13 protein-coding genes and 2 tRNA genes are annotated in these 15,310 nt (G+C 67.9%); 13 read left to right on the top strand and 2 right to left on the bottom strand.

The window, feature by feature from the left end:
• Nucleotides 1-112 precede the first annotated feature (112 nt).
• The 8 genes from AZOLI_RS10420 to AZOLI_RS10385 all read left to right on the top strand — a co-directional run bounded on the left by AZOLI_RS10420 (nucleotide 113) and on the right by AZOLI_RS10385 (nucleotide 8,186).
• The gene (locus AZOLI_RS10420; protein ID WP_044550016.1) at nucleotides 113-1,876 is read left to right on the top strand and encodes an ABC transporter transmembrane domain-containing protein; all 1,764 of its coding nucleotides are present in this window, start codon (nucleotides 113-115) and stop codon (nucleotides 1,874-1,876) included.
• Between the two features lie 226 nt (nucleotides 1,877-2,102).
• Nucleotides 2,103-3,236: an ABC transporter permease gene (locus AZOLI_RS10415; RefSeq protein ID WP_014248591.1), complete on the top strand. Its 1,134-nt coding sequence runs from the start codon at nucleotides 2,103-2,105 to the stop codon at nucleotides 3,234-3,236.
• A 188-nt stretch (nucleotides 3,237-3,424) separates the two neighbouring features.
• Nucleotides 3,425-4,393: a penicillin-insensitive murein endopeptidase gene (gene mepA, locus AZOLI_RS10410; protein WP_244442469.1), complete on the top strand. Its 969-nt coding sequence runs from the start codon at nucleotides 3,425-3,427 to the stop codon at nucleotides 4,391-4,393.
• A 204-nt stretch (nucleotides 4,394-4,597) separates the two neighbouring features.
• Nucleotides 4,598-5,551, top strand: coding sequence for a methyltransferase domain-containing protein (locus AZOLI_RS10405; RefSeq protein WP_044550756.1), 954 nt, complete (start codon nucleotides 4,598-4,600; stop codon nucleotides 5,549-5,551).
• A gap of 320 nt (nucleotides 5,552-5,871) precedes the next feature.
• Nucleotides 5,872-5,958 (top strand) — tRNA-Leu (locus AZOLI_RS10400).
• Between the two features lie 36 nt (nucleotides 5,959-5,994).
• Nucleotides 5,995-6,070: transfer RNA gene (locus AZOLI_RS10395), tRNA-Ala, on the top strand.
• A gap of 210 nt (nucleotides 6,071-6,280) precedes the next feature.
• Nucleotides 6,281-6,649 carry a hypothetical protein gene (locus tag AZOLI_RS10390; protein WP_014248587.1) on the top strand — a complete coding sequence of 123 codons (369 nt, stop codon included), beginning with the start codon at nucleotides 6,281-6,283 and terminating at the stop codon, nucleotides 6,647-6,649.
• A 346-nt stretch (nucleotides 6,650-6,995) separates the two neighbouring features.
• Nucleotides 6,996-8,186, top strand: coding sequence for a glutathionylspermidine synthase family protein (locus AZOLI_RS10385; RefSeq protein ID WP_014248586.1), 1,191 nt, complete (start codon nucleotides 6,996-6,998; stop codon nucleotides 8,184-8,186).
• 20 nt (nucleotides 8,187-8,206) lie between these two features.
• Here AZOLI_RS10385 and AZOLI_RS10380 read toward each other — a convergent pair whose 3' ends face one another.
• Both AZOLI_RS10380 and phaR read right to left on the bottom strand, forming a co-directional pair.
• Nucleotides 8,207-8,425, bottom strand: a complete 219-nt coding sequence (locus AZOLI_RS10380) for a hypothetical protein (RefSeq protein WP_014248585.1) — start codon at nucleotides 8,423-8,425, stop codon at nucleotides 8,207-8,209.
• Nucleotides 8,426-8,691: 266 nt separating this feature from the next.
• A complete protein-coding gene (gene phaR / locus AZOLI_RS10375) occupies nucleotides 8,692-9,327 on the bottom strand; it encodes a polyhydroxyalkanoate synthesis repressor PhaR (protein WP_014248584.1) in 636 nt (211 codons plus the stop codon).
• 637 nt (nucleotides 9,328-9,964) lie between these two features.
• Here phaR and AZOLI_RS10370 point away from each other — a divergent pair.
• From AZOLI_RS10370 to AZOLI_RS10350, 5 genes are all read left to right on the top strand, one after another.
• Nucleotides 9,965-11,191, top strand: a complete 1,227-nt coding sequence (locus AZOLI_RS10370) for an alpha/beta fold hydrolase (protein WP_167331731.1) — start codon at nucleotides 9,965-9,967, stop codon at nucleotides 11,189-11,191.
• A gap of 113 nt (nucleotides 11,192-11,304) precedes the next feature.
• The gene (locus tag AZOLI_RS10365; RefSeq protein WP_014248582.1) at nucleotides 11,305-12,480 is read left to right on the top strand and encodes an acetyl-CoA C-acetyltransferase; all 1,176 of its coding nucleotides are present in this window, start codon (nucleotides 11,305-11,307) and stop codon (nucleotides 12,478-12,480) included.
• 147 nt (nucleotides 12,481-12,627) lie between these two features.
• The gene (gene phbB, locus AZOLI_RS10360; RefSeq protein ID WP_014248581.1) at nucleotides 12,628-13,350 is read left to right on the top strand and encodes an acetoacetyl-CoA reductase; all 723 of its coding nucleotides are present in this window, start codon (nucleotides 12,628-12,630) and stop codon (nucleotides 13,348-13,350) included.
• A 147-nt stretch (nucleotides 13,351-13,497) separates the two neighbouring features.
• Nucleotides 13,498-13,680, top strand: a complete 183-nt coding sequence (locus AZOLI_RS10355; RefSeq protein ID WP_162488057.1) for a hypothetical protein — start codon at nucleotides 13,498-13,500, stop codon at nucleotides 13,678-13,680.
• 116 nt (nucleotides 13,681-13,796) lie between these two features.
• A complete protein-coding gene (locus AZOLI_RS10350) occupies nucleotides 13,797-15,308 on the top strand; it encodes a UbiD family decarboxylase (RefSeq protein ID WP_014248579.1) in 1,512 nt (503 codons plus the stop codon).
• Nucleotides 15,309-15,310: the final 2 nt, after the last annotated feature.

The following is a 15,310-nucleotide window of genomic DNA, read 5'->3' as shown; positions in this document are numbered from 1 at the left end:
CGGGGGCGGGCTGCTTGCCGCGTCACGGCCGCATTGCTATATGGCAACCACCCTTCCAAGCAGCCCGGTTCCCTCCGTGTCCCAATCCTCCGAGTCCGTCGATCCGAAGGCGATGGAGCGTCGTCGCGATCTGTCGCCCCTGCGCCGGCTGGTGCCGTTCCTGCTTCCTTACAAATGGCGCATCCTGGGTGCGATGGTGGCGCTGACGGTGGCGGCCGGCACCGTGCTGGGGCTGGGCCAGGGCATGCGGGTGCTGATCGATCAGGGCTTTGCCGGCGGCGACACCTCGCTGCTCGACCGGGCGCTGCTGGTGCTGCTGGGGGTGATCGCGCTGATGGCGGCCTCCACCTATGGGCGCTTCTATCTGGTCAGCTGGATCGGCGAGCGGGTGGTTGCCGACATCCGGCGCGCCGTCTACGACCATGTGCTGACCCTGTCGCCGGGCTTCTTCGAAACGACCAAGACCGGCGAGATCCTGTCGCGCCTGACCACCGACACCACGTTGCTGCAGGTGGTGGTCGGGTCGTCGGCCTCCATCGCCCTGCGCAACACCCTGCTGTTCCTGGGCGGCACCGGCATGCTGCTGATCACCTCGCCCAAGCTGACCGGGCTGGTGGCGCTGGTGGTTCCGCTGGTGGTCGCGCCCATCGTGTTCTTCGGTCGCCGGGTGCGCAAGCTGTCGCGCGACAGCCAGGACCGCATCGCCGATGTGGGATCCTTCGTCGAGGAGACGCTGGCCGCCATCCGCACGGTCCAGGCCTACACCCACGAGGCCATCGACCGCGCTCTGTTCGGCAAGCGGGTGGAGGAGGCGTTCGACGTCGCCATCCGCCGCGTTCGGGTGCGGGCGCTGATGACGGTGATCGTCATCGTCCTGGTGTTCGGCGCTGTCGGCATCATCCTGTGGATCGGCGGCCATGACGTGGTGGCCGGGCGGCTGACGCCGGGCGAGCTGTCGGCCTTCGTCATCTATTCGGTGGTGGTGGCCGGTTCGGTCGGCGCCATCAGCGAGGTGATCGGCGACCTGCAGCGCGCCGCCGGTGCGACCGAGCGGCTGTTCGGCCTGCTGGCCATCGAGTCGGACATCCGCCCGCCGCCCGCGCCCAAGCCGCTGCCCAGCCCGGCGGCGGGGGCGCTGTCCTTCGACGCCGTCCGCTTCCATTACCCCTCGCGCCCCGACTGGGCAGCGCTGGAGGGCTTTTCGCTGGACGTGAGGCCGGGCGAGCGGGTGGCGCTGGTCGGCCCGTCGGGGGCCGGCAAGTCGACGGTGTTCCAGCTTCTGCTGCGCTATTACGACCCGCAGGCCGGTTCGGTGCGACTCGATGGCGTCGAACTCCGCGATGCCGATCCGGTGGCGGTGCGGCGCCGGCTGGGCCTCGTGGCGCAGGACCCGGTGGTCTTCTCCGCCAATGCCTGGGAGAACATCCGCTACGGCCGCCCCGACGCGTCGGACGCCGAGGTGCGCGCCGCCGCCGAGGCCGCCCATGCGCTGGACTTTCTCGACGCTCTGCCGGAGGGGCTCGGCACCTTCCTGGGCGAGAAGGGCGTGCGGCTGTCGGGCGGCCAGCGCCAGCGCCTCGCCATCGCCCGCGCCATCCTGCGCGACCCGCCGGTCCTGCTGCTGGACGAGGCGACCAGCGCGCTCGATGCCGAGAGCGAGCGGATGGTGCAGGACGCGCTCGACCGGCTGATGCATGGCCGCACCACCCTGATCGTCGCCCACCGGCTGGCGACGGTGCTCAACGCCGACCGCATCGTGGTGATGGACAAGGGCCGCGTGGTGGAGACCGGCACCCATGCCGAACTGGTGGCGCAGGGCGGACTCTATGCAAGGCTGGCGGCGCTGCAGTTCGACCGGGCGGATTTGGCACTGTAGGGGGCTGTCGGCTCCGATGCCCCCTCCCTAACCCTCCCCCGCTGGGCGGGAGAGGGGACTGCCGCCGGGTTCAAATCACTCCCTCTACCGCGATCGGACCGGCCATTGGTCGGCCGAGGGCGGGGGAGGGAAGGGGGCCATGCGGAGCATGGGAAGGGAGGGGGCATCGACGCCTTCACTCGACCGCGCTACCCTCTCTCCCACACCCAACCGGCGGGGCGGTGCGATGGCGCGGATATCGGCGGGCCGTCTGATGGCGGTGATGGTGAAGGAATTCATCCAGATGCGGCGCGACCGGCTGACCTTCGCCATGATGGTGGGGGTGCCGATCCTGCAACTGATCCTGTTCGGCTTCGCCATCAACTCCGACCCCAAGGCGCTGCCGACGGCGGTGCTGGTCGCCGATTCCAGCCCCTTCGCCCGCACGCTCGTCGCGGCGATGGAGAACTCCCGCTATTTCGCCATCACCCGGACCGCGTCGTCGGAGGCCGAGATCGACCGGCTGCTGGCGGAGGGGGAGGTGCAATTCGCCGTCACCATTCCCACCGGCTTCGCCCGCGACCTGCAGCGCGGCACCCGCCCGGTTCTGCTGGTGGAGGCGGATGCGACCGATCCGGCAGCGACCGGCAACGCGCTGTCGGCCCTGTCCACCATCGCCCGGCAGGCGCTGAACCCCGACCTGACCGGACCGCTGACGGGCTTGCGCGCCGGGCCGGACCCGGTGGAACTGCGTATCCACCGCCGCTACAACCCGGAGGGCATCACCCAATACAATGTCGTGCCCGGCCTGATGGGCGTGGTGCTGACCATGACCATGGTGATGATGACGGCCCTGGCCGTCACCCGCGAGCGGGAGCGCGGGACCATGGAGAACCTGCTGGCCATGCCGGTGCGCCCGTTCGAGGTGATGCTGGGCAAGATCGTGCCCTTCGTCGCCGTCGGCTATGTCCAGGTGCTGCTGATCGTGGTGGCGGCGCGGCTGATGTTCGACGTGCCGATCGTCGGCAGCCTCGGCCTGCTGTCCGCCGTGCTGATTCTCTTCATCGCCGCCAACCTCGCCGTCGGCTTCACCTTTTCCACGCTGGCGCGCAATCAGCTGCAGGCGATGCAGATGTCCTTCTTCTTCTTCCTGCCGTCGATGCTGCTGTCGGGCTTCATGTTTCCGTTCCGCGGCATGCCCGGCTGGGCGCAGGCGGTGGGGGAGTTGCTGCCGCTGACCCATTTCCTGCGCATCGTCCGCGGCATCCTGCTGAAGGGGAACGGGCTGGCGGAGATCGCGGCGGAGGTGCTGGCGCTTCTCCTGTTCCTGACGGTGGTGACGGTGGTGGCGCTGAGACGCTATCGCCAGACGCTGGACTGAGCGCCGCAAGCCGCAGCTTCGGCCAAGGGGCTCACCCCGGATGGACCGGACCGGCGCCTGACCGTCCGGTTGTGCGGCCCGGAGGCCTCCTCCATCATTCCTTAACCACGACTCCGCTATAGCCGTAACGGTGACGGTGCTTGGGGGCGGTGCCGACGGCGGTACTGGTGGCGATGCGGGGAACGGATATGGGATTTCGCGCTTTCGGGGGGCGTGCCTTCAGGGGTGTCGCGTGCGCCGGGCTGGCTGTCGCCCTGCTGGCGTCCGGTGGTGCCGACGCCAAGCAGCGGAAGAAGAAGCCGGCGCCGATCCCGGCCTATGCCACCAGCGTCGCCTGGGGCGCGGTGTCCGGTCCGTCGCTGGGGGCGGCGCAGTCCATCGGCGGTTATGCCGCGGGATGTGTCGCCGGCGCCCGCGCCCTGCCGCCGGAGGGGGTCGGCTATCAGGTCATCCGCCTGTCGCGCAAGCGCAACTACGGCCATCCGGTGCTGGTCGACATGCTCCGTGATTTCGGCCAGCGTGTGGCGCTCGCCGGGCTGGGCACCGCGCTGATCGGTGACATGGGGCAGGCGCGCGGCGGCCCGATGCCGTCGGGGCATGCCAGCCACCAGATCGGGCTGGACGCCGATGTCTGGCTGCGGCTGGACCTGCCGCCGATGGGGCGTGCCGGTCGCGAGCGGCTGGAGGAGATCAAGTATGTCGATTACGACCGGATGCGCGTGACCGAGGACTGGTCGGACCGGCAGGCGAAGATGGTCCAGATCGCCGCCAGCGACGCGCGGGTTTCCCGCATCTTCGTCAGCCCGGCGATCAAGCTGGCGATGTGTCAGCGCAACTGGTCCGACCGTGCTTTCCTGAACAAGCTGCGGCCCTGGCACGGCCATGACGGCCATATGCACATCCGCCTGAACTGCCCGGCCGGCAGCCCGCTGTGCGAGCAGCAGACGGCCCCGCCCGACGGCGACGGCTGCGATGACGAGTTGATGTCCTGGCTGAGCAGCGCCTCCCCCGCCATCGAGCGGCCGCTGGGCTACAAGCCGGAACCGCGGGTGGTCCGCAAGATGCCCGCCGCCTGCGCCCCGGTGCTGAATGCGGCGGGCACGCGCATGGCCTCCCTTCCGGACTCGAGCCCGGCGCCGGCCAAGGCGGCGCGCTGACGCCCCAAGGGCGGCGTTACAGCAGGGAAATTTTTCCACTTGCATGCAATTAGCGTCAGTCTAACCTGAGGCGGGAAGGATTCTTGCGGATGGTGTGTTTCAGTGTCACGGAACAACCGCAAGGATGATGCGCCGCGTGGCGCCGAACGGGATGATGCCGGCGGCGCCGGAGGCGTCGATCGGCCGATGGGATGGACGACGGCGATGACGGACAACAACGGATCGTCCGGGCACGGACCGAGCCTGAAGACCCGGCTTTACGCCTGGTGGGAAGGCTATGACCTGTCGGGCCTGAAGACCAGGAAGGGCGACGAACCGCAGCAGGCGCCGGCGGAGCAGCAGCCGTCGAATTCCGGCCCCGGCCCCGGTCCCGGCATGAACCGCTGGGGCAAGCCGCTGTGGACGGCCACCCGCATCGAGGTGGCGGAGAAGATGTGGGGCGAGGGCTTCAACACGCCCGGCGGCGCCGATCATATCCCCTATCTGGTCAAGCCGCTGGGCTTGAACCCGGCGATGAGCGTTCTGGACCTTGCCGCCGGGCTGGGCGGAACCAGCCGCACCATGGCCGGCAAATACGGCTGCTGGGTCACCGGGCTGGAGGCGTCGGAACTGCTGGCGAAGGAAGGGATGGTCCGTTCCTTCAAGCTGGGGCTGGAGAAGAAGGCGCCGGTCGAGACCTTCAACCCCGAGCATTTCGGCTATCCCAAGCGCGTCGACGCCATCGTCTACAAGGAAGGCCTGTTCTTCGTCCGCGACAAGGAGCAGATGTTCGACGGGATGGAGCTGGCGCTGAAGCCGCGCGGCCATCTGCTGATCACCGACTACATCGCCGAGGCGGACGTGATGGACGCCAAGGCGGTGCAGACCTGGTGCGACAAGGAACCGCTGACGCCGAACCTGTGGCCCAAGGACCGCATGGCCAACGCCTTCGCCCAGCGCAACCTCGACCTCCGCATCGCCGAGGACATCACCGACACCCACCGCGGCCTGATCCTGTCAGCCATCCAGGGGCTGGTCGAGCATCTGGAAAGGTTCCAGCTCGACGTCCCCACCAAGCTGGCGGTGATGGAGGAGGTCGAGCTCTGGGCCCGCCGCGTTGCCGCCATCGAGGCCGGCGTGCGGGTTTATCGCTTCTACGCGATCAAGCCGGCGGAGTAGGGCCGCGCATTATGCCCCCTCCCTAGCCCTCCCCCGCTCTCAGCGGACCTTCGGTCCGCCTGCCGCGTCAGCACAAAGCGTAGCTTTGTGCGAGAGCTGGGCGGGAGAGGGGACTGCCGCTTCCTGTCCCTCCACCGCCAAAGGCGGGGGAGGGAAGGGGCCCATGCGACCGCATGGGAAGGGAGGGGGCAATGCGCCGACACATCCACACGTCATCTCCACCCCCGGAAAAACTTTCGCGCGATTGCAATTTTCCTCTTGAGCGCGGCGGCCGGCCTGGGTACATAGAGCGCCCCGCGTGACCCCAAGAAACGCGGGATGCGCTTGTGGCGGAACTGGTAGACGCGCTAGGTTCAGGTCCTAGTGGCTGAAAGGCCGTGGGGGTTCGACTCCCTCCAAGCGCACCAACACCCAAAGTGTTGGTTAAGAGAAGAAAATATAGTGGGGCCATAGCTCAGCTGGGAGAGCGCTACAATGGCATTGTAGAGGTCAGGAGTTCGATCCTCCTTGGCTCCACCATTTCTTCCCGCCAGTCGGAGCGGACTGTTCCCGACATATCCAGAAATTTTTCGGTTTACCGACTGTGGCTTTCCAGCATCACGGAGCCGCGGTCACGGTGTTACCACCTTGGGGCGCATGGCCGAACGGGTGCCGCGCACGGATAATCTCGTCTGCCGATCCACCGGCATCCGATCCGCACGCCATTCCGTTTTTTCCGGAGCGCCCGCCATGTCCACACGGATGGAACACGGGTTGAGGACGCTTGTCCTCGCCCTTTACGATGAAGCTGCATTGACGGCGGCTGCCAAGGGCCTGACCGGGCTTTTGGCCGAACGGGCGGCCCTGTGCGAGGCGGCGAGCCTCGCCGCCGGCCTGGCCCGCCGTGCCGTGTCCGAAGAAGAGGTGCTGCGCATCGTTCTGGCCGCCCGCCGTATCCGGCGCCTCGGCAGCGGCGGGCGCGACGACTTGCCGGCTCTGGTGCCTGCGCTTGCGGCGGCACCGATCCGGCCGGCGGTGGTGATGAAGCCGCGGCGCGGCCGTCTGGCGCTGTGGGCGATGCGGTCGCTCACCCGGCGTCCTTCGGTCGGTCTCGTCTGATCGCGCTTTTCCAGTTGCCATTTTGAAAACTGCGGGAATGGACCGCTGCGGCCCTGCGTCGCGGCGGTCCATTCCGTTTCCGCTGCCCGTCCGATCGGGGGGAGCTATCGCGGATGCGCGCTGGCGCGCCGTGGCGGGGCGGGTTACATACGCAAGGCCGTGCTTGCGCCGCAGCAATTGCGTCGCGAGCATCAGCGTCTTCCTCGGATTGGCCTCCCCCGGAGTAGTGCGTTGCCCAATGGACAGTTGACCAGCCTGCCGCCCGTCATCTCCTCCATGCGCCGGACCTTCGCCGCCGCGTGCCGTCCGGCCTCCCGGTCCTGATACGCAGGGGATCGGAACAGGCATGCGCAGGACGACGATGAAACCGCGGGCCGACTGGCGCCCGGGTCTCCGCAAATATCCCTATGGTGTGCGCGCCATGTCGGCCGGTGCCGGCTGGCGGGAGGACACCGTCTATGAGTTCAGCGCCTCGCAGATCGATCTGATCGAAAGCGTCGCGGACGAACTGCACAGCATGATCGCCGTCGCCGTGCGCCATGTGGTGGAGCACAAGCTGTTCGCCGCACTCGGCATCCGCGGCGATCTGGCGCGGATGCTGGAGGCGTCCTGGGCCGATTACTGGGCCGGCGGGCGGCGCAACGAGCGGGCGGGCGGGCTCGCCGGCCGGCTGACGCTGGCCTATGACGGGCGCGACAGCATCAAGCTGCTGGGCTGCAACTACGACACCGGCGAGGGGCTGTTCGCCGCCTCCATCATCCAGCGCAACTGGCGCGAGGCGATGGCCCCCGACGCCAACCAGTTCAACGGCCTGCACGAGGCGCTGGTCGAGCGGTGGGAGGAGATGGCGGCGGGGGTGCCCGGCCGAGGCCGCATGCATGCGACCTGCGCCACCCCCGACCCGATGCGCGAGGGCGAACTGGTCTATCTGGCCGCCACCGCGGCGGAGGCCGGCATCGACACCCGGCTGCTGCCGCTGCATTCCATCGCCTGGGACGGCCGGCGCTTCATCGACGACGAGGGGCAGGCGATCTCCTGGCTGGCGAAGCTCTATCCCTGGGACGGGCTGGCCGACGACGGGTTCCTGCAGCGGCTGCGCAGCAGCGGCATGAGCGTGCTGTCACCGCTGTGGTGCTGGCTGTGGTCGAACCACGGCCTGCTGGCGGTGCTGTCCTCGCTGTATCCGCGCCACCCCAATCTGTGCCGCGCGGCCCTGGACCCCAGCGGCATCGACGGGGCGGAGAGGGTGACGGTGCGGGCCTTCCACGGGCTGGACGGTGCGCCGACCCGCGTTATCGACCATGGCGCCGTGATCGCCGACGACGGGCCGGAGATCGGCGGCGACGTGGCTGCCCATGGGGCGGTGTGGCTGGAAACCCCGTCCTGCTTCCGCGAGGAGGATACCCGCGCCGTCCTGCATGCCTGGATCGTCGGCGACAAATGCCTGGGCATGGGGGTGCGGGAATTGTCCGATCCGCGGCTTGGCCTTGGCGGCGGCCCGGATTGGGCGATGGTCCCGCACCTGTTCAGGGGCTGATCGCTTCTGGAATCGGCCCGTCAGGGCGCGAAGGGGTTCTTCAGCGCCGGGCCGAAGGTGGCCTTGCGGGCGGCGCGCCAGATGTTCTCGGTCGCCAGATCGTTGCCGCGGTCGGCGATGGCCAGCCCGGCCACGCCCGGCTGATGGTCGAGCCAGCTGCGCAGCATGTCCTCGAAACGGGAAACCTCCCGCGGATCGTCGCTGGCCAGGGTGATGGAGACGGTCAGTTCGGTGGTCATGGTCGGTTCCCTCCTGACGGTTGGACGGGCCGAACCCACGCGGCAAAGCCGCCGGACCGGCGCCGTGGACGAGAAGGCGCCCTCTGGAGTTCGGCGATCGGAGTCACGCTTCGAATCGAGTTCGATTCTGCGCGATCCGATCCATGCGCGATTCAATTCATGCGCGGGCCAAAGCCTGCGCGCCCGATCCGGCCGGCGCAATGAAAAAGGCGGGGTATGCCCCCGCCTTCCGTGCTGACCGTCATTCGGAACCTTATGAGGACCGGTTACTTCGCGTCCGTCTTGCCTGCCGGCTTGGCGATGCTGGCGATCTGCTTCTGCAGTTCGTCGATCTGCTTCTGCAGCTCGTCGAAGGTGGCGCCGGCCGCCGGAGCGGTGGGGGCGGGTCCGGGCTGGGCGGCCGGACGCTGGCCGGCGACGTCGTCCGAAGCGCCGGCGACGCCGAAGGGCGTGAACATCCGCATGGCCCGTTCGAACATCGCCATGTTCTGCTTGCTGACCTCGTCCAGGCGGCCGAACGGGAACATGCCGCCCAGCGTGTTCTGGAAATAGTCGCGCATCTGCTCCTGATTGCGGGAGAAGGCCTGCATCGAATATTCCAGATAGCGCGGCACGACCGACTGCATGTTGTCGCCGTAGAAGCCGATCAGCTGGCGCAGGAAGCTGATGGGCAGCAGGTTCTGGCCCTTGCTCTCCTCCTCCACGATGATCTGGGTCAGGACGGAGCGGGTGATGTCCTCCCCCGTCTTGGCGTCATAGACCACGAAGTCCAGCCCGTCCTTCACCATCTGGCAGAGATGGTCCAGCGTGACATAGCTGCTGGTGGCGGTGTTGTAGAGCCGCCGGTTGGCGTACTTCTTGATCGTGATCGGAGCGGACTTCTGGTCTTCCTTGTCGGCCATCGCGGACTCTTTCAAGAAGGGACACATTCCAGAACCATCATGTTCCAGAATACGGGGACATTGCGGCGGAAATTGTTCCGTCCTTAGGACTACTCGAAGGGATAGCAATTTGTCCAGCGTTGCGCCGCGGCATAGCGCCGCGGTTGCGGTGCGAAGCGCGGCACGGACGGCGAGGAGAGACGCACCCGGACAGCCTCCGACGATACCCGGAAGGACAGGTGGGGAGCCATGCCGCGCTGGTCAATCCACCCTTGCAGCCCTTATAATCCGCCCATGGCCGACCCGTCGCAACCAGACCCCCCCTCCGATCCGCCTTCCTATGAATCGCTGGCGCGCCGCTACCTGGACCTGTGGCAGGACCAATGGACGGCGGGCGCCACCGATCCTGAGATGGCGGACATGATGGCCCGGATGTTCCAGATGATGGGGCAGGGGATGGCGGCTGCGGCCCCCTTCGCCTTCGGACCTGCCGGGTTCGCATTCGGTGGCGGCGGCATGCCCGGCAGCGGTTGGGATCCCCGTCCGGCCGCCTTCTCCCACAACGTCTCTCCGCAAAACGAACGGCCTTTCGATGAGCGAGCGCCCACAGGACAGGACGGGAGAAAAGGGGACGCGGGCGGACGGGGCGCCCCGTCGCATGGGACCGCGTCCGCTGGGCCTGCATCTGACGGCGGCGCTGGGCAGCTTGCTCAGCTCCTCGGCCGCATTGCCGCTCTTGAGGAACGGCTCGCTGCCCTGGAACCCGGCACTGAGGGAACGGGCGGCGGCGCTGAGGGACGAAATGTCGCGGGCCGACCGGCTGCGCGGCAGCGCGGGGCCAAGCGCCGACGACCGGCTGAGCCGGGAAGTTGACCGGGAGGTCCGGCGCCGCATCGACGCGGTCCTGACCGGGATCGAGCGCTACCGCCGCCACCCCTATGTCCGCGATCTGCCCGACCCGCCGGTGGTCTGGACCGAGGGCGGATCCCGCCTGCTGGATTATGGCGCGGGGGGCAGCGGGCTGCCGGTGCTGTTCGTGCCGTCGCTGGTCAACCGCGCCTATATCCTCGACCTGTCGCGGGACAAGAGCCTGATGCGCTGGCTGGCGGCGCGGGGCTTCCGGCCGCTTCTGCTCGACTGGGGCCGGCCGGGGCCGCTGGAACGCCGCTTCACCCTGACCGACTACATCGCCGGCCGGCTGGAGCGCGCGCTGGACGTGGTGGTGGAGGCAGTTGGGCGGCCGGTGCCGGTGGTGGGATATTGCATGGGCGGGCTGCTGGCCGCGGGGCTGGCGCAGCGCCGGCCGCGGTCGCTCGCCGGGCTCGGCCTGATGGCCACGCCCTGGGATTTCCATGCGGAGGATGCCGCCGCCGCTCGCCGGGTTGCGGCCTTCATACAGCCCTGGGGGCCGGCGCTGGAGCGCTGGGGCGAGTTGCCGACCGACGCGCTGCAGGCGCTGTTCGCCCAGCTCGACCCGCTGCTGGCCTTGAAGAAATTCAGCAGCTTCGCCCGCATGGCGCCGGAGTCCCGCACCGCCGCGGCCTTCGTCGCGCTGGAGGACTGGCTGAACGACGGGGTGCCGCTGGTGGCCGCGGTGGCGCGCGATTCGCTGGCGGGCTGGTACGGGCGCAACGATACGATGGCCGGGGCCTGGATGGTCGCGGGCCTGCCGGTCGATCCGGCCGCCATCCGCGTGCCCACCCTGGCCCTGATCCCGGAGCGCGACCGCATCGTGCCGCCCGCATCCGCCCTGGCGCTGCCCGCCGCGATCCCCGGCGCCCGCATTCTGCGCCCGCCGCTGGGCCATATCGGAATGGTCGTGAGCGCCGGCGCCGAGACCGGCGTGTGGAATCCGCTGGCCGAATGGCTTGCTGCGACAGGTTAGCGCCGCGACCTTCGGCCAGCTTGCACCCGTCACATTGCCCGACTTAAGGTGACAATCACTCCGAGCGTCCCACCAGCGCTATAATAAAACTGTCCTATTTCGAGGAGCGTTCAATGACCGAAGTTGTCATCGCCGGTGCCGCCCGTACGCCCATCGGCAGCTTCAACGGTGCTCTCAGCGCCGTTCCCGCCCACGTTCTGGGCGAGGTCGCGATCCGCGAAGCGCTGGCCCGCGCCAAGACCGACGCGGCGGAAGTGGACGAAGTCATCCTGGGCCAGATCCTGACCGCCGGTCAGGGCCAGAACCCGGCCCGCCAGGCCGCCGTCAATGCCGGCATCCCGGTGGAGGCGACCGCCATGGGCATCAACCAGCTCTGCGGTTCCGGCCTGCGCGCCGTCGCGCTCGGCTATCAGGCGATCAAGAACGGCGACGCCGACGTCCTGGTCGTCGGCGGCCAGGAGAGCATGAGCATGGCGCCGCACGTCATGCATCTGCGCAACGGCACCAAGATGGGCTCCGCCGAACTGCTCGACACCATGCTGCGCGACGGCCTGACCGACGCCTTCCATGGCTATCACATGGGCACCACCGCGGAGAACGTCGCCCAGAAGTGGCAGCTGACCCGCGAGGAGCAGGACGCCTTCGCCGCTGCCAGCCAGCAGAAGGCCGAGGCCGCCCAGAAGGCCGGCCGCTTCAAGGACGAGATCGTCCCGGTCACCATCAAGGGCCGCAAGGGCGACGTCGTCGTGTCGGACGACGAGTATCCCAAGCACGGCACCACGCCGGAATCGCTGGCCAAGCTGCGCCCCGCCTTCTCGAAGGACGGCACGGTGACCGCCGGCAACGCCTCGGGCATCAATGACGGCGCCGCCGCCCTGGTTCTGATGACGGCGGAGAACGCGGCCAAGCGCGGCGTCACCCCGCTGGCCCGCATCGTCTCCTGGGCGACCGCCGGCGTCGATCCGGCGATCATGGGCACCGGCCCGATTCCGGCCTCGCGCAAGGCGCTGGAAAAGGCCGGCTGGACCGTCGACGACCTCGACCTGATCGAGGCGAACGAGGCCTTCGCCGCCCAGGCGCTGTCGGTCAACAAGGATCTCGGCTGGGACACCAGCAAGGTCAACGTCAACGGCGGCGCCATCGCGCTCGGCCACCCGGTCGGCGCCTCGGGTGCGCGCGTGCTGACCACGCTGCTGTATGAAATGCAGAAGCGCGACGCCAAGAAGGGTCTCGCCACTCTCTGCATCGGTGGCGGCATGGGCATCGCCCTCTGCGTTCAGCGCGACTGAGGATCGGACGGGCCGCTTTCGAACAGGGAAGCGGCCCGCTTCGCCTAAGGCACGAGGCATCCGCCGGACCTGCGGACGGAGTCTCGCGTCCAAAAATAAAAATCCAAAGAAACCAACCAATCATCACTAAATCTGGGGAGAAGAACTATGGCTCGTGTTGCAGTCGTCACTGGTGGTACCCGCGGCATCGGCGAGGCGGTTGCCGTCGCCCTGAAGAATGCCGGCTACAAGGTCGCCGCCAACTATGCCGGCAACGATCAGGCGGCCGAGGAGTTCACCGCCCGCACCGGTATCCCGACCTACAAGTTCGACGTCGCGGATTTCGACGCCTGCAAGAAGGGTATCGCCGCGATCGAGGCCGACCTGGGCCCGGTCGACGTGCTCATCAACAACGCCGGCATCACCCGTGACGGCGTGATGCACCGCATGACCTACGATCAGTGGGAGAAGGTGATCCACACCAACCTGTCCTCCTGCTTCAACATGTGCCGCAACGTCATCGACGGCATGCGCGAGCGCGGTTTCGGCCGCATCGTCAACATCGGCTCGGTCAACGGCCAGGCCGGCCAGTACGGTCAGGTCAACTACGCCGCGGCGAAGTCCGGCATCCACGGCTTCACCAAGGCGCTGGCGCAGGAGAGCGCGGCCAAGGGCATCACCGTCAACGCCATCGCCCCCGGCTACATCGACACCGACATGGTGCGCGCGGTGCCGCCGAACGTGCTGGAGAAGATCGTTGCCCGCATCCCGGTCGGCCGCCTCGGCCGCGCCTCGGAGATCGCCAAGGCCGTGCTGTACCTCGTCGACGACGACAACGGCTTCATGACCGGCTCGACCCTGTCGGTCAACGGCGGCCAGCACATGTACTGATCCCGCACCGGGTCTCGCACCCCGGTTCGTGAGTTGTGACGAAGCCCCTTTCCCGCGCCCGGCCGGACCCTTGGTCCGCCTGGGGTGGGGAAGGGGTTTTGTTTTGGGCGGGTGGAAGCGTCCTGTACGTTTGAGATGGAGGTGGTCATGACGGCTGACACATCGAAGCTCCCGACCGATGACATGGACGAGCATTCGGAAAGCACGATCGACCTGCTTCGGCGACTGATTGATCAGCGATTGTCCGGGCCGTTCATTGATGCTGAAGAGTTCAGTGCACTGTTGGACGCCAGGCAAAGCCGACATCGTAAGAATGGCTGGGCGAGCTAGGCGCCGACACCGGTCTTTCTCCACATATCTGACCCCACCGCACTTGACGGACCGGCCGCCGAGTTGAAGGTTATCGTCCGTTTCGGACGCACCACCCACACACTGGACACCCTGCGATGCCCTACACCTCGTTGCGTGACTTCATCGACCGGCTGGAGAAGGCGGGGCGGCTGGTGGTGGTGAAGGAGCCGGTGTCCACCGTGCTGGAGATGACCGAGATCCAGACTCGCCTGCTGGCCGAGAACGGCCCGGCAGTGCTGTTCGAGAATGTCGTCAAGGCCGACGGCACGCGCTCGGAGATGCCGGTGCTGGTCAACCTGTTCGGCACGGTGGAGCGGGTCGCCTGGGGCATGGACCGCGAGCCGCACCAGCTGCGCGCCATCGGCGAGACGCTGGCCTTCCTCAAGCAACCGGAACCGCCGGGCGGCTTCCGCGAGGCGCTGGAACTGATCCCGCTCGCCAAGACCGTGCTGTCGATGAAGCCGAAGACCGTCGGCTCGGCCCCCTGCCAGGAGGTGGTGCTGACCGGCGACGACATCGACCTCGGCCGCCTGCCGGTGCAGAGCTGCTGGCCGGGCGAGCCGGCGCCGCTGATCACCTGGCCGCTGGTGGTCACCAAGGGGCCGACGGGGAAGCGCGAGGACGACTTCAATCTCGGCATCTACCGCATGCAGGTGCTGGGAAAGAACAAGACCATCATGCGCTGGCTGAAGCACCGCGGCGGCGCCCAGCATCATCACCGCTGGGCTGCCAGTGGCAAGCGCGAGCCGCTGCCCTGCGCCGTCGTGCTGGGGGCCGACCCCGGCACCATCCTGGCCGCGGTGACGCCGGTGCCCGACACCCTGTCGGAATACCAGTTCGCCGGCCTGCTGCGCGGCAAGAAGGTGGAGCTGGTGGAGTGCAAAACGGTGCCGTTGAAGGTGCCGGCCCAGGCGGAGATTGTGCTGGAAGGGCATGTCAGCCTGGACGAATACGCCGACGAGGGCCCCTACGGCGACCACACCGGCTATTACAATTCGGTCGAGCCCTTCCCGGTCTTCACCGTCACCGCCATGACGATGCGGCGCAAGCCGATCTATCTGTCCACCTTCACCGGCCGCCCGCCCGACGAGCCGTCGGTGCTGGGCGAGGCGCTGAACGAGGTGTTCATTCCGCTGCTGGTCCAGCAGTTTCCGGAGATCGTCGATTTCTGGCTGCCGCCGGAAGGCTGCTCCTACCGTATTGCGGTGGTCAGCATGAAGAAGGCTTATCCCGGCCACGCCAAGCGCGTGATGATGGGCGTCTGGTCCTTCCTGCGCCAGTTCATGTACACGAAATGGGTGATCGTCGTGGACGACGACATCGACGCGCGGAACTGGAAGGACGTGATGTGGGCGATCTCGACCCGCATGGACCCGGCGCGCGACATCACGGTGATCGAGGGCACGCCCATCGACTATCTCGACTTCGCCAGCCCGGAATCGGGACTGGGCGGCAAGGTCGGCCTGGACGCCACCAACAAATGGCCGCCGGAGACCAAGCGCGAATGGGGCGAGAAGCTCCACATGACCGACGATGTCGTGGAGAAGGTCAGCCGAAAATGGGACTTCTACGGCCTGCCGGGCAGCGGGAAACCGATCTGGAAGTGAGG

The organism is Azospirillum lipoferum 4B, assembly GCF_000283655.1.
In the GTDB taxonomy this organism is placed as follows: Bacteria; Pseudomonadota; Alphaproteobacteria; order Azospirillales; family Azospirillaceae; genus Azospirillum; species Azospirillum lipoferum_C.
This window is presented reverse-complemented; position numbering and strand designations above follow the sequence as displayed.